Annotated in this window: 9 protein-coding genes; 1 reads left to right on the top strand and 8 read right to left on the bottom strand. The window is 39.6% G+C overall.

Features of this window, described 5'->3' with window-relative positions:
* Nucleotides 1-23 precede the first annotated feature (23 nt).
* The 6 genes from GQR53_RS04105 to glk form a co-directional block, all read right to left on the bottom strand.
* Nucleotides 24-1,148 (bottom strand): sterol desaturase family protein, encoded by a 1,125-nt coding sequence (locus GQR53_RS04105; RefSeq protein WP_165724108.1) that lies wholly within the window; start codon nt 1,146-1,148, stop codon nt 24-26.
* Nucleotides 1,149-1,353: 205 nt separating this feature from the next.
* On the bottom strand, nt 1,354-2,358 hold the full coding sequence (gap, locus tag GQR53_RS04100) for a type I glyceraldehyde-3-phosphate dehydrogenase (RefSeq protein ID WP_165742956.1): 1,005 nt from the start codon (nt 2,356-2,358) through the stop codon (nt 1,354-1,356).
* 9 nt (nt 2,359-2,367) lie between these two features.
* Nucleotides 2,368-2,988, bottom strand: a complete 621-nt coding sequence (gene eda / locus GQR53_RS04095) for a bifunctional 4-hydroxy-2-oxoglutarate aldolase/2-dehydro-3-deoxy-phosphogluconate aldolase (protein WP_002959756.1) — start codon at nt 2,986-2,988, stop codon at nt 2,368-2,370.
* 33 nt (nt 2,989-3,021) lie between these two features.
* On the bottom strand, nt 3,022-4,872 hold the full coding sequence (gene edd / locus GQR53_RS04090; RefSeq protein ID WP_165742955.1) for a phosphogluconate dehydratase: 1,851 nt from the start codon (nt 4,870-4,872) through the stop codon (nt 3,022-3,024).
* Between the two features lie 335 nt (nt 4,873-5,207).
* The gene (locus GQR53_RS04085; RefSeq protein WP_165742954.1) at nt 5,208-6,221 is read right to left on the bottom strand and encodes a LacI family DNA-binding transcriptional regulator; all 1,014 of its coding nucleotides are present in this window, start codon (nt 6,219-6,221) and stop codon (nt 5,208-5,210) included.
* 38 nt (nt 6,222-6,259) lie between these two features.
* A complete protein-coding gene (gene glk, locus GQR53_RS04080) occupies nt 6,260-7,252 on the bottom strand; it encodes a glucokinase (RefSeq protein ID WP_002959751.1) in 993 nt (330 codons plus the stop codon).
* 290 nt (nt 7,253-7,542) lie between these two features.
* Between glk and GQR53_RS04075 the strand changes: the two genes are divergently transcribed.
* A complete protein-coding gene (locus GQR53_RS04075; protein ID WP_024603984.1) occupies nt 7,543-8,559 on the top strand; it encodes a LacI family DNA-binding transcriptional regulator in 1,017 nt (338 codons plus the stop codon).
* A gap of 204 nt (nt 8,560-8,763) precedes the next feature.
* On the opposite strand, the gene GQR53_RS04070 is transcribed toward GQR53_RS04075, so the two are convergent.
* Both GQR53_RS04070 and GQR53_RS04065 read right to left on the bottom strand, forming a co-directional pair.
* The gene (locus tag GQR53_RS04070; RefSeq protein ID WP_165742953.1) at nt 8,764-11,691 is read right to left on the bottom strand and encodes a TonB-dependent receptor; all 2,928 of its coding nucleotides are present in this window, start codon (nt 11,689-11,691) and stop codon (nt 8,764-8,766) included.
* Nucleotides 11,692-12,209: 518 nt separating this feature from the next.
* Nucleotides 12,210-14,615, bottom strand: a complete 2,406-nt coding sequence (locus GQR53_RS04065) for a glucan 1,4-alpha-glucosidase (protein ID WP_165742952.1) — start codon at nt 14,613-14,615, stop codon at nt 12,210-12,212.
* Between the last annotated feature and the right edge of the window lie 3 nt (nt 14,616-14,618).

Below are 14,618 nucleotides of genomic sequence, written 5' to 3'. Positions count from 1 at the left end.
ATGTTTATTCGGATTTTCCAAACTTATTTAGTGCGCTTAAACGGGTAAACCTGTTGTTTAAGCATACCTACGGGCATGTAATCCCCGACTACGCCATACGCTTGTGGCCACTCTTTTTGGCCTTTAACAGCAGTACCAAACACATAATCTAAAAACGAAAAATGTGCAGCGTAATTTCGGTCAATCGCGGCTTTATCTGACGCATGATGCCAATGATGAAACTGCGGTGTAACCATAAAATACTTTAACCAGCCAAATTTCACACGTACATTTGCATGGTTAAACACAGCCTGTAAACCCACAATTATTACGTACAAACTAATTATTTGCTGTGAAAAACCAAGCACAAATATAGGCGTGAGCACTAAGCTGCGGGTAACGAGTATTTCAAGAATATGCTGGCGAGAGCCCGCTAACCAATCCATTTCTTTAGCACTGTGATGTACGCCATGAAAGCGCCATAATAAAGGGACTTCGTGATAGGCACGATGCACCCAATACTGCATTAAATCGGCCACGAGTATTATTAAAAACAACTGCACTACAAAGGGAGTTTGCTCTATATAACCTTGTACTGTAGATGATACAGCCCAGCCAAAGCCATAATGCACAAAGTGGTTAGTGACGAGTAATACAAAACCAATAATTAAATGGTTTACAAAAAAGTGATTTAAATCGCCTCGCCATTCGCTACGTAATATTTTTTGCTCTTTTCGATGGGGTAGCAGCTTTTCAATAACAATAAATATGAGTGTTGAGCCGAGTAAATCTAAAATAAACCAATCGAGCCCTATGTAAGGTGTGTTGGTGGCAAACTCATTTACCTCAACGTTTGGTCCGCCAAACATAATTGCCAGAATAATAAAAAACCACGCTGTAGCCCCTAAACGCTTATTGGTATTGCGTACAAAGTTAAGTAATCCTAAACTGCCCGAGACCAATAATGATGCAAACATAAGCTGACGTAAAAAGTCGACACTGTAGCTTTTTCTCAGTTCTGGTGTGGTTAAGTATTCAGGAAAGTGAAACGCTAATACGCCTAAGCAACTCAGTATTGCTAAAAAGCAGGCTATGTAGCCACTTATGTTGCCCTCACCTATCTGAAGATGATTTGTGCGAAATACTTTTCGCGATAAAGCTCTGATCATTTTTATTATCCCTTGCTTCGTTGAGTTGATTACATACAACGAAATTCCATTGATTTACACACCCACATATTAACAAAATTTAGTGTGTAAAAAATACAAATAGTACCCTCCTAATTTTGAATTGCAAATATACAGATAAACCAAACGCAAAAAAGCCACGCAATGCGTGGCTTGGTTGGATAAAGCTAAACTTTTACAAGGTCAATTATAAGTACTGACCTAATGCTTTAACTTGGTCTAACATGCGGTTTGAGAAACCCCACTCGTTGTCGTACCAAGCCATTACTTTAACTAGTTTGCCATTGGCTTTAGTTTGCGTTGCATCAAAGATAGACGACGCTGGGTTATGGTTAAAGTCGATAGAAACAAGCGGAAGCTCGTTGTATTGTAAAATATCTTTCATCGAACCCGTTGATGCTTCTTTCATGATTGCATTGATTTCTTCTGCAGTCGTATCACGCTTAGTGATAAACGTAAAATCAACTAAAGAAACATTGATTGTAGGTACACGTACCGACATACCATCTAATTTACCAGCAAGTTCTGGTAATACTAAACCAACAGCTGCCGCAGCACCTGTTTTAGTTGGGATCATAGATTGAGTTGCACTACGCGCACGGTATAAATCTGGGTGGTATACGTCAGATAAGTTTTGATCGTTGGTGTAAGCGTGAATAGTTGTCATGCTACCTTGTTCAATACCTACAGTGTCGTTAATTGCTTTTGCAATTGGCGCTAAACAGTTAGTAGTACAAGAAGCGTTAGAAATGATATTGCTATCAGCATTAATTACGTCGCTGTTTACACCATGTACTACTGTTGCATCTAAACCAGTACCTGGAGCAGATACGATTACTTTTTTAGCGCCTGCAGTAATGTGCTTAGCAGCGTCATCACGTTTAGTGAAAAAACCAGTACATTCTAAAACGATATCTACATTTAGCTCTTTCCACGGTAAGTTTGCAGGGTCACGCTCTTGCGTTAACGTAATTACGTCATCCCCAATTAGCATAGTGTTGTTTTCAAGTGTTACTTTTTTAGAAAATTGACCATGAACTGAGTCATACTGCGTTAAATGTGCATTTACGTTAGCTGGTGCTAAATCGTTAATTGCTACAATTTTAATTTCGCTGTTTTGAGCTGACTCATAAAGTGCACGTAAAACATTTCTACCGATACGGCCGTAACCGTTAATTGCTACATTAATCATTTTAGACTCCTATTTAAGTTCACTTGCTTGGCGAGCAAGCGCTTCAATTGCTTGCCAGTCTTTATTTTCAATTAGTTGTTTATCTAGCATCCACGTACCACCAACACAAATAACGTTGTTAAGCGCTAAATAGTTCGGTGCAGTTGCTAGGCTAATGCCGCCAGTTGGGCAAAAAGTAATATGTGGTAATGGGCCACCGATTGATTTAAGCATTGCTGTTCCGCCTGCAGCTTCTGCAGGGAAGAATTTTAAATACTTAAAACCATGCGACGCAAGTTGCATAACTTCACTTGCAGTTGCAGCGCCTGGTAAAAATGGTATATCTGATGTTTTAGCCAAAGCAATAAGCTCATCGCTAACACCTGGACTCACCATAAAATCTGCACCTGCGGCAACCGAAAGATCAAAGCTTGCTTTATCTACTACCGTACCAGTACCTACATAGGCTTCAGGTACTTCTGCTTTCATCAGCTTTACAGCTTCTGCAGCAATAGGTGTACGTAGTGTTATTTCTAAGGCTTTTAAGCCACCGTTATATAACGCTCTTGCAAGTGGTGCTGCATCTTCTAATTTTTCGATTACAACCACTGGCACTACGGGTGCCGATGCTAAGATTTTTTCAATACTCATTACTTGTTCCTCATTACCCAGTATGGCTAATATTTATTCAAGTCCAAAAGCACTCGCGCCTAAATCGGCACTGCTTACGATATTTCTAAATCCAGTAAATAATTCACGTCCTGTACCAAATGTTGCACTTGGCAGGCTAAGTTCTGCTTCACGCTTAGCAAGTTCTTCGTCGCTAACGTGTACTTTTAATATTCCGTTTGGCGCATCAAGCGTCACTAAATCGCCTTCTCGGATTTTAGCAATAATGCCGCCTTCTACTGCCTCTGGTGCTAAGTGAATAGCAGCAGGTACTTTACCTGATGCACCCGACATACGACCGTCAGTAACAATAGCTACTTTAAAGCCTTCATCTTGAAGCGTTGCCATTACTGGCGTTAACTTGTGTAGCTCTGGCATACCTTTCGCTTTAGGGCCTTGCTCTTTTAGCACGGCAATAAAGTCTTGGTTTAATTCGCCACGCGTGTATGCGTCTTGCAGAGCACTTTGTGAGCTAAATACTTTTGCAGGAGCAGTAACAACTTGATGTTCAATAGCAACAGCTGACACTTTAATAACAGCTTTACCTAGGTTACCCGTTAGGAGTTGCAGACCACCTTGCTTACTAAAAGGGTTACTCACTGGGCGAAGTACTTCTTCATCGTGTGAATTTGCTGGGCAATCTACCCATTTTACTTTAGTTGGGCCGGTTGAGTTGCTCATGATCAGGCTATCGTCTTTATCTAAACGAGGCTCTGTCATGTAAGGTGCTAAACCATCGCCTAGCATTGTTTTAACGTCTGTGTGTAAATAACCAGCGCTTGCTAGCTCTCGCATTAAGAAACCCATACCGCCAGCTGCTTGGAAGTGGTTTACATCAGCTGAGCCGTTAGGGTAAATACGTGTAAGTAGTGGTACAACTTCTGATAAATCAGACATGTCTTTCCACGTAACCTGAATGCCCGCCGCTTTTGCTATCGCAACAATATGAATAGCATGGTTCGTAGAACCACCTGTAGAAAGCAAGCCGACTAAACCGTTTATAATCGTTTTTTCGCTGATCACATCGGCTAAACACGGGCTTTCTTTATCATCTGTAAGCTGCTTGAGCATTGTTTCTACAGCATTACCTGTAAGGCCATCGCGAAGCTCAGTGTAAGGATTAATAAACGAGCTACCTGGAAGGTGTAAGCCCATTATTTCCATTAACATTTGATTTGAGTTTGCAGTACCGTAGAACGTACAAGTACCTGCGCTGTGATAAGACGCGCTTTCAGCCTCTAATAAGTCTTCGCGACTTACTAAACCTTGTGCAAATTTTTGACGAATACGTGCTTTTTCTTTATTAGGAATACCTGATTGCATTGGACCTGCTGGTAAAAAGAACACAGGTAAATGACCAAACGACAATGCACCAATTAATAAACCCGGGACAATTTTATCGCAAACGCCTAAACAAAAAACGCCATCAAACACATCGTGTGAAAGCGATATTGCCGTAGACATAGCAATTACATCACGAGAAAAAAGCGAAAGTTCCATGCCGTCACGCCCTTGCGTAACACCATCACACATTGCAGGAACACCACCAGCAACTTGTGCTGTAGCATCGTATTTAGTAGCAATGTCTTTAATTAAATCTGGGTAATCTTTGTATGGCACATGAGCCGAAAGCATGTCGTTATATGAGTTGATAATAGCAAGATTTGGCTGTTCATCAGATTTTAAGCGCGCTTTGTCATCACTGCTACAAGCAGCCATAACATGGGCTATATTTCCGCAACCTAAACCGGCACGAACTCTTGTTTGTTTTTTTGCGTGCGAAATACGTTCTAAATAATCTTGACGGGTATTTTTACTGCGCTCGATAACGCGCTGGGTAACTTCTTGAATACGAGGATGTAACATAATTTAACTCATCTCTATTAGTTAGAGGATAAAGGCTCAGTAGCAACTACAGACTCCACGTAAATAACTGTACTGAGCATCTTTGATTTACCCGTTCAAAGGTACGCTACCAGGGAGCCTCTCACAACAACCCTGACACCGGTGTCACTGTATTAACGCATAGCAATGACACCGGTGTCAACCCCGGGTAACAAAAATAGTTTAATATTTTAACATGACCGAATAATGACCTAATTGATTTTTAGGCACAAAGTATATTTTAGCAAGTTCAGAGCAAAAAAAGCCCGAATAAGCGTCACTCATATTCGGGCTACTGTGAAAGTGGTTTTAACTCACTATTTTATCGCAGAGGTAGACTCGCGTGTAATTAAGCGCGACTCAAGTGTTACCTGATACGGCTGTTCTTGTGGTTGAGCTATGTGTGAAATAAGTTGAGTTACGGCCTGTTTAGTCATCTCTTCAACCGGTTGTGCAATAGTTGTTAAACCAGGCCAAATATGACGCGCAATCGGTGCATTATCAAAACCAGCTATTGAAATGTCATCAGGCACTTTTAATTGGCGCTGAGTAGCTAATTTTAATACCGCTGCCGCCATGTAATCGTTTGATGCAAATACAGCGGTTGGCCTAGGGGACAAATCTAATATGCTACGTGCACTATCTACACCAGAATGATAACTAAAGTTACCCTCCTCTACTAATCGTTCATCAAACTCTATCCCATGGCTTGCAAGTGAGCGCCTGTAACCTTTAAAGCGTTGTTGCGTAGCACTGTGATCCGGGTGCCCTTTAATAAACGCTATAGATTTATGCCCAAGGCTAATTAAATGCTCAGTAATTTCAAATGCGCCTTGCTCATCATTACTACGAACTGAAATAGAATCATCTTGAAGTAAAGCTGACGCAACTCTTGCATAAGGAATTTTTTTAGATTTTAAAAAAGAAGCCAGCTCAGCAAAATCACCAAAAGGAGGTGTTAGCACAATGCCATCTAATCGAGATGTCTGCAGTAATTGCTCAATATTATTTATAAGGGCATCACCACGAAACTCACAAGGGTGTATCAATAAATTATAGTTGTTTTCTTTACACGCTTCTAAGGCGCCCGTTTGCACTCGGGTAATATAACTTTTACTTGGGTTATCGTATAAACAGCCAATAATAAAGCTACGATTTTGAGCAAGACCTCGTGCAATTGGATTTGGGGTGTAATCAAGCTCTTTAAATACCGCAAGCACCTTTTCTCGGGTGGCGGCACTTACATTAGGCTCATTGTTTAACACGCGTGAGACGGTTTTTTTAGAAACCCCTGCATGGCTTGCTACACTATTTATGGTTACTTTTTTCATCTGTCCATTATCCAAATACAACCTGTAAGACCAAAGCCCTATTTGCTATTGTGTAAACACGCAGCAGCGCCAATAAGCGGTATGTTGTCTTGTGTTACGAGTGTTACAGGGATTTGTCCTGCGTACTGCGACATAATACCCTTTTGCGAAAATCGTTCAACAAAACGACTCTCAAGAAGTCTCGCTTGCATACGAGGTAGTATTCCACCGCCAATAAATAATCCACCTAACGCGCCATAAACAACCGCTAAATCACCGGCAACACTGCCAATCCAATCACAAAACTGGTTTAAGGTTGCATCACACACATCACATTCACCACTATTTGCAAGGCTGCTAATTTGTGCGGCATCTAAATTTTTAGCTGTTACACCCTTAACCGCAGACATTGCTTTGTATAAATGCGTTATGCCAGGACCTGAAAAAACTGTTTCGATAGAAACATGGGGATGATCTTTACGTAACTCATTTAATAATAAAGTATCGAGTTCATTAACAGGTGCAAGTGATATATGCCCCCCTTCTGAACTTAGCACTGCGGTAGATTGAGACGTTCTAACTAAGCACGCGGCACCAAAACCAGTACCTGGACCTATAACACCAATGTTTGCGTTATCATCAGCTTGACCTGATTTAACAATGACATTTTGTTTAGGATCTAAGTAAGGGGCAGCGTAAGCAAAGGCAGCAAAATCATTAATGACTTCAAGTTGTTGTAAATCAAAATGAGTTTTAAATTCACTGACGCTAAAATGCCAACCTAAATTGGTTAAATGCACTTGCCCGGCTTTTATTGGCCCTGCAACGGCTAAACATGCGCGTTTGGGTGCAATATGTGGGACTGTTTGTAAATATTGCTCGAGCGCACTTTCAAGAGAACCAAAATTGGCACTAGGAAAAATATTAATGTGCTCTATTATAAATTGGTTAGTCTGTTCATTAAAAGCAGTTATTAAAGCAAAGCGGGCATTAGTGCCGCCGACATCAGCAACTAAGATGGGATCAAATTGGGCAGAAGCGTTTGGGCTCATAGTATTATCTCTTTTGTTAAGCGACTCATGCTTATTATTTTACAATGGTGTACCATTGTTATTTATACTTTGAGCTATCACCTCAAAGTAGCTATCACAGTAAAAAATGCTGCCTATAAAGATATAGACAGCGAATACGTTTTGACAACAAAATGATAAAACACTGACATTATGACACCGGTGTCAGGAGTTTATCAATAAAAATATACGTTAATTCACAAAAAGCTTGAAATTATTCATCAATAAACGAAAATGACACAATTATTTATCAATTTAATTAAGTTGTAACAATGAAAGGTAAAGCTACCTCATTTGATATTGCCCACTATGCAGGGGTATCTCAATCGACTGTATCTCGCGCTTTACGTAACAGCCACCTTGTTAATGAAGAAACACGCAAGCGTGTTTTCGATATAGCCAAAAAGCTTAATTATAAAGTTGATAAAAATGCGAGTAACCTTCGCACTCAACAAAGTAGTACGCTTGCATTATTGTTGTTTGAAGATCCCACTTCTGACGAGTCCCAAATAAATCCTTTCTTTTTAGCCATGCTTGGCAGTATTACCCGTGCTTGCGCTAAAGAAGGTTACGATTTATTAGTTTCATTTCAATCGGCCAGTGCTGATTGGCAAGCAGACTACGAAGACAGCCACAGAGCTGATGGCATTATTTTACTCGGGTATGGCGATTACATTGATTACCAACCAAAATTTAACACCTTACTTGAACAAAACACTAAGTTTGTTTGCTGGGGTGCAACGGTAGATAACCGTCCCGATTTAACTGTTTGTTGTGATAACTACGGTGGCGGTAAGCTCGCCGCTGAGCACTTTATTGCGCATAGCAGAACTGATTGCGCTTTTATTGGTGACGCCTCTGATCACAGCCCCGAATTTTTTAGTCGTTTTCAGGGTTTTAAAGATGAGCTATTGGCTAACAACGTTAAAATAAATGAGCGTAAAATGGCTAATGCTATCTCTACTGAAGAATCTGGCTATCACGCAACACGCTCACTAATTGCTAATAATATTAAATTTAACGCCTTATTTGCTGCAAGTGACTTAATTGCTATTGGGGCTATACGCGCACTTAAAGAAGCAAATATCAACGTGCCGAAAGATGTTGCGGTAGTCGGCTTTGATAATATAGCCATTGCAAGTTATGTAAACCCCCCCCTAACTACAATAGAACAAAACACCACTATTGCTGGGCAAATGTTAGTAGAGAACCTATTAAAACTGATACGTGGTGAAGAAGTTCAAAGCACCCTGTTGCCTCCTATTCTCATTCCTAGAAGTTCAAGCTGAGCCGGGCTGATAAAATAAAGTAGAATTTATAAACGGTTTTAATTGGAAGTTACAACGACACTAATTTATTCAGTATATTTTTATCTATTCATTTCACTTTTCTTTCTGATCTATTCATATCTCATAAAAATTCAAAATTTAGATATAAAAAAAGCCTCTAACGAGGCTTTTATTAAACAACTTTTAACTCATACTAACAAGTTATTAAAAATCGTAAGACGCAGATAATTGAATTCTACGAGGAGACTGGTAAGACTGAGCTAAACCAAACGTAGCATTTCCATCGCCAGCAGCTATTTCTGCAGCTTCGTCGTAACGAGTTTCAGTAGAAGCATCAAATACGTTAAATACATCCATAGCTAAACGAACTTTCTGATCGTTAAAGCGAAGGTTATAAGTAAAGTTAAGATCTAAGCGTGCTGTCCATGGTGTAGTACCCATGCTGCCACGAGGGAAACGTTTGTCACCTACGTAGTAAGTATCACCGTATACGTATTTATCAGGGTCTGGAGTATAACCTTGACCTAAAGCAGTCCAAGGACGTCCAGATGCGATATTAACATTAGCACCAATTAAGAAGTCTTCTGTAACAGCAAAAGCACCATAAATTTTAATGTTATGACGACGATCTGCAGGTAGATTACCATTAGCACCATCCATTAAATAAGGGTAATCCCAATCTTGCGTAAGACCTGCATCATCTTGACCATTATCAGATTTAACAAAACCTTCTGTATTACCATAGTTGTGAGACCATGTGTATAGCGCTTTTAAAGACCAAACCTGATCCCATGTTTTCTCTAATGTTAAATCAACTGATGCATATTTACGCTTAGCATCCGGATAACCTAACTCTTCTGCACTAAAGCTATATTCTTCAGTGGTGCCGTCACCATCAAGATCGAAATTGAAAGTAGCGCCATTACCAGGGTTAAATAAGAACCAGTTTTCACCTAAATATTCACCATTTTCATCACTAAAGATATAAGAACCATCATCAATTTGATTACCTAAAACACGGTAAGTAGCCTTGACTCCCCAAGACCAATCATCATTAATTGCTGCTTGATAACCAATCATATACTCATCGTTATACATAGGTTCAAGATCTTTATCAGATAAGGTATTTGATGGTTTTGCAGTACCGTCACCACCATTAGAAATAGCAGGATCACCTAGCTGAGTACCTAAACCAACAGGGGTACCGTCAGCATTTAACCCTTCATAGGCGTACCAAGTTTGGATATACGTTTCTGCACCAGCTAAACGAATATTTGTATTAGCTGCTACTGGTAGATAATAACGACCAGCAGTGAAGAACAACTTACTATCGCCATCTCCATTAATATCCCAAGAACCACCTATACGAGGAGCAATTTGGTTATCAATAGAAACAAACTCTTCGCCATCTGCATTGTAGTTAGTAAAGCTATCATTACGGAGGCCTAATGTTAATGTTAAATCTTCAGTAACTGACCATTGATCTTCAATATAAATAGCCCAGTTTTCTACTTCAAACGAACCGCCATTTTTATAATCGCGTACACGTGTTGTCTTCATTTCTTCAGGTAAGACATAACCATTAGCCAGCCTTGCGCCTTCTTCATATGTACGATAATAGTAGTAAACGCCACCAGAGTTTTGTGTTGTTGAATCAGCTGTATTAGTTTCAGAATCATAGCCAAATCTTAACGTATGCTCATCGTTTAGGTAGTAATCAAAGTCAACTCGCAATTGCTCGCGTTTATCTTCATTTTCACCAACGGTAAAGTTTACATAACATGTAGTATCCTCACCTAAATCGGCATCATAACCTGTAGGACAATCATCGAAGTCTGAGTAATCAGTTTCTGAAAACTTAACTTGGCCAAACATTGCTGACATACTTAGATCATCTGTAAGGTTACCAGTATAGCGAACTGCAAAACTTTCTCCGCCTCGCTTATGATAAGCTGTGCCACCATCTACAGTATAATTACCATTTCCTTGAGGATCTGAAATTGTTTTTTCTGAATAAGTGCGTTTGTCACTAAAGCCCCAAAGCATTAGTTGATGATCTTCGTTAATATTCCAGTCAAAGCGTGCTAGGTAATATGGGTCATCATCTTTTTCAACTGTTAAATCTGTTTGAGATGCATTACCATATTCGTAGTCATTATCTCTTGCAGTGTAAATACCATAGAAAAATAATGTATCTTCAATTATCGCACCTGAAGCATAAATACTTGTTTCAAATGAGTTGTCATAGTCGTCTTGGTTATTAACATATAAATCACCAATACAATGCCCATCAGCGTCTTCACAACGATCATTTTGTTTATAAAGTGAATTAGGAGCTTGCTCACTTAATGAGTCAGACGAATAAATCGTTTCAACACCAAAGTGAAAATCATTAGAACCAGACTTAGTAACTGATGAGATTAATCCACCAGTGGTACGCCCGAATTCTGCAGAATAACCACCTGTTTTAACTTGGAAGCTATCGTACGCTGTGAATGGGATTGTTGCACCGCCAAGACCATTACGGAAATTAGTCATATTTAGACCATTCACGTAATAAGCATTTTCAGCTACAGAAGCACCACCAAATGAAGCTTGGTCGCCAAAACGACTGTCCCCTTCAGTTGCGCCAGGCGCAAGCAATGCTACTGAAGTTACTGAGCGAGATATTGGTAGTAGCGCTAGTTCTTCAGAGCTAATATTTAATGAAGATTCTGATGCAGAAACATCTATTGCGCGAATAGAACCACCTACAACAGCAATTCTTTCGATATTACCTGTAGTTAGTGGAATTTCAATAAGAGCTGTTTTACCAACTCCTATAACAACATCTTTAACTTGAGCTTGGTCAAAACCAGCTTGAGAAACGACAATATTATATTTACCAACTGGTACCTGTTTTAGATCGAACTCGCCGTTCGAATCTGCAATAAGCGTTTTTGAATAGCCTTTCGTGTCATCTGTTATTGTTATTGATGCACCCGCTAATGAAACACCTGACTGAGCAGTTAAGCTACCTTTGATAGCGCCATTAACGTTATCCGCCATTGCTGGCATTGCCGCACTTAACGTCATTGCAACTGCTGCAGCAGTGAATGAGCGTTTAAATGTCTTAGAAAAATTATGGTTCATTTTTGATTTATCCCTAGATAATTAGATTTTTATTTTTTATGTATTTCATCAAATACTTTATATAACGGTTACTTATTTAAAGTATTTAATCCCCCTTAATCTATAAGGGGAAACAAATTTATAACACAACAAAAACAAACTTGCAAACAAAATGCGACTGAAATTAACAGAAAAACCGTCAACAAAAACAATAAATTAACAGAAAAACAAAGATAAAACCCAAAAATAGAATAGTAAACATATTATTCACAAACCCCAATATGCATACTTATCTACGTGACTAATAAACAGCATCAAAAAACACAGACTAGGATCAGCAAAAAAGGACTCTAAATCTAAAGAAGAAACAGAAATCACACAAATAAGTTATGACTTTCTAGAACATATAATAGAGATTAGTTAGCATAAATATTCAAAGCAGATTTATCTCAGCCCACATTATTGCAAAAAAAAATTAATTTTAATTAAAAAAAAGCTTCAAATAGAAGCTTTTTTCATATTTCGTAATTTTATAAAACCTAATTAAGAGACTCGGCAACTACAGGGTAATAATCCCAAACTTGTTTATCACTGAGTGAGCGTACAAGCTTAATGTATTCTGCATGTGTCCAAGCTAGAGGTGTTGCTGAGTTTGTACCCTCGCCTAACGCATAACCTGCTTTATTTACACCCACGCCATCCCATACTTGCTCAGGTAGCATCATTCCGCTATTAGCAAATTGCTCTAGCCCTTTTACGTAACTATTTTTAATGTCCGCTTGTTTTGCATCATCTAGCGTATTATTTGCGTTTGCGGCCGCTATTTCATAGTGTCCGCGTTCGCCTGTAAAAAATGGCCATACACGACCACGTTGGCCTGGCGTGTTGCTCCCGCTTTCGGCGTAATTAGTACCTGTGGTTACATCTTCGCCGTAACCGTCGTTGCCATAACGGCGATAGCCTACAAATGTGCCGCTACCATCGGTAAAGTTAAAGCTGTATTTAACTTGTAAGTTATCTTCAAGCGTTTCGTCGTCATACTCAGGCAGGGTTTTAACTATACTTGAATCGTTGGCACTTCTTACTCCATAGCGGACTAATTCTAAAAAACCACCGTCTAAAATCTGCTTTTTGTTAAAACCTTCACGGCCATTGTTGGCGTTAATTTTAGTATTAGAGTTAGCGTCGGTGTCTTGACCTATACGAATAAAATACTCGCCATCGGTGCTATCACCTTTTAAATTACCTTCGGTGGTAAACATTTGCGATTCTATATCACTGTTGTACTTTTTAGCCGTTGCTAAATAACGATCTGCATTTTGAGTATCACCACTGAGTGTTGCTATGTCATTGGCTGTTATAAGGCCAGCAACAACGGCAGCCGTTGTAGAGGGAGAATAACCACTTTGCTCTTCCCAGCGCTCTTGCTGTGTTGCGGGTGGAGTGATTTGCATGTCGTTCCATAAAATTTTAGCTCTTCCGCCATCAACTAAAAAGTCAGCTGCCGGTTTTAGCATGCGTGCGTACCAATCTTTAAGTTCGTTATCACTTAGTACGTTTGCTTGATGTAACTTCCACGCAAGCATAATCGGCATAGCCGTTTGATCTAGCTGTACCCCTACCCATTCAAGTTCACCATCAACATGTGTTTTTTGTAAAAACCATCCAGTATCACCATTGTTACCGGGAGTTTTGTTAGTAACTTGTACTTTTTCAAGGTATTCGAAGGCCGTTTTTGCAGTCGCTGTATCGCCTAAGGCCATAAATGCCATCGCTACTTGATAAAAGTCACGAACCCATACCGCTTTGTAACCAGTAGAACCCTCTTTGGCTGAAACAGTTTCACCCCAAGGATTAGAAAGTGAGGCAATGAGCGCACCTGCATTAGTTTTGTCTTCTTGCGCTTTTAGTACCATTGCACTGGTATAAAGTAGTTTACCTTCATCGGCTGTTTGCTTAACCATTGTATTTAATGGCTCAAGGCTTTGTAAATAATCTTCCCAGCCTAGCGATTCACCTTTACCGTTGTAGGCGTCAAGCACATTTTGATAACCTTTATATAAGCTCTGTGCACCTTGTTGCTGGCTTTGTTGCTGCGTTTTACCAAAGCTTAGTGCTAAATCAAATGTGGTATTACTATCGATATTACCAAGCTCTGCCAGCAGAGTGACGTTACCGGCCTTATCGCCTGTGTTTGAATATTTTTTGCTTAGTGTGTGTTGTTTTTTAAGTGAGGTGATGCCATCGCTCACACCTGTAAAGCCTACACTTTGCATTTTGAATGGCGTAGATGATTGCAACGTTAAAAAATTATCATCTTCCCATGCTACTAAGCCTTGCTCAGAGGTTTTTGCAAAATCACCTAAGCCGTTGTTGTTTATATAAGGGTTAACAGCAACATACGCTTTCACGCCTTTAAGTGATGTATTAAAAATACTGCGTACAAACAATGTTTGTCCGTCAGGGTCGGTGAATATGTGTTTTTCGAGGGTAAAACGCCCTTTCTTATCTGTACTTGTTACTTTGTAAGCAAGCGATAGTGGTCTGCCTTTATCGTCTTTATGTAAGTAATCAATTGTAACGTCTAAGTCGTCAGCTTCAGTGACTGTAAAATCTTTACCGGTTACTACAAACTGCATATCTTTAATTTGAGCTTGGTGAATGAGTCCAAACATAGTTTCGGTGATCATACCTTTAGCAATTGAAAACCATACTTTTGATACTTCACCTGTCGCAGCGTTGTTATTATATTGGCCGTTTTGGTATTGCTCAAAAGAAGTACCAATTCCGGTTTTACCCGCGTAAGCCCAATATGCTTCAGCACCTGGTGCGCCAGGAGCTGCTGAAACTGCAGCGCCAATATTTTTGTTATTCGTATTTTGTGCACCACAGGCTGTTAAACCCAAAGTTAAAAGAGCGGTGGTAATAAGGTTATATTTTTTCATTGT

It is taken from the genome of Pseudoalteromonas sp. Z9A6 (assembly GCF_011378805.1).
Lineage (GTDB): Bacteria > Pseudomonadota > Gammaproteobacteria > Enterobacterales > Alteromonadaceae > Pseudoalteromonas > Pseudoalteromonas distincta.
This window is presented reverse-complemented; position numbering and strand designations above follow the sequence as displayed.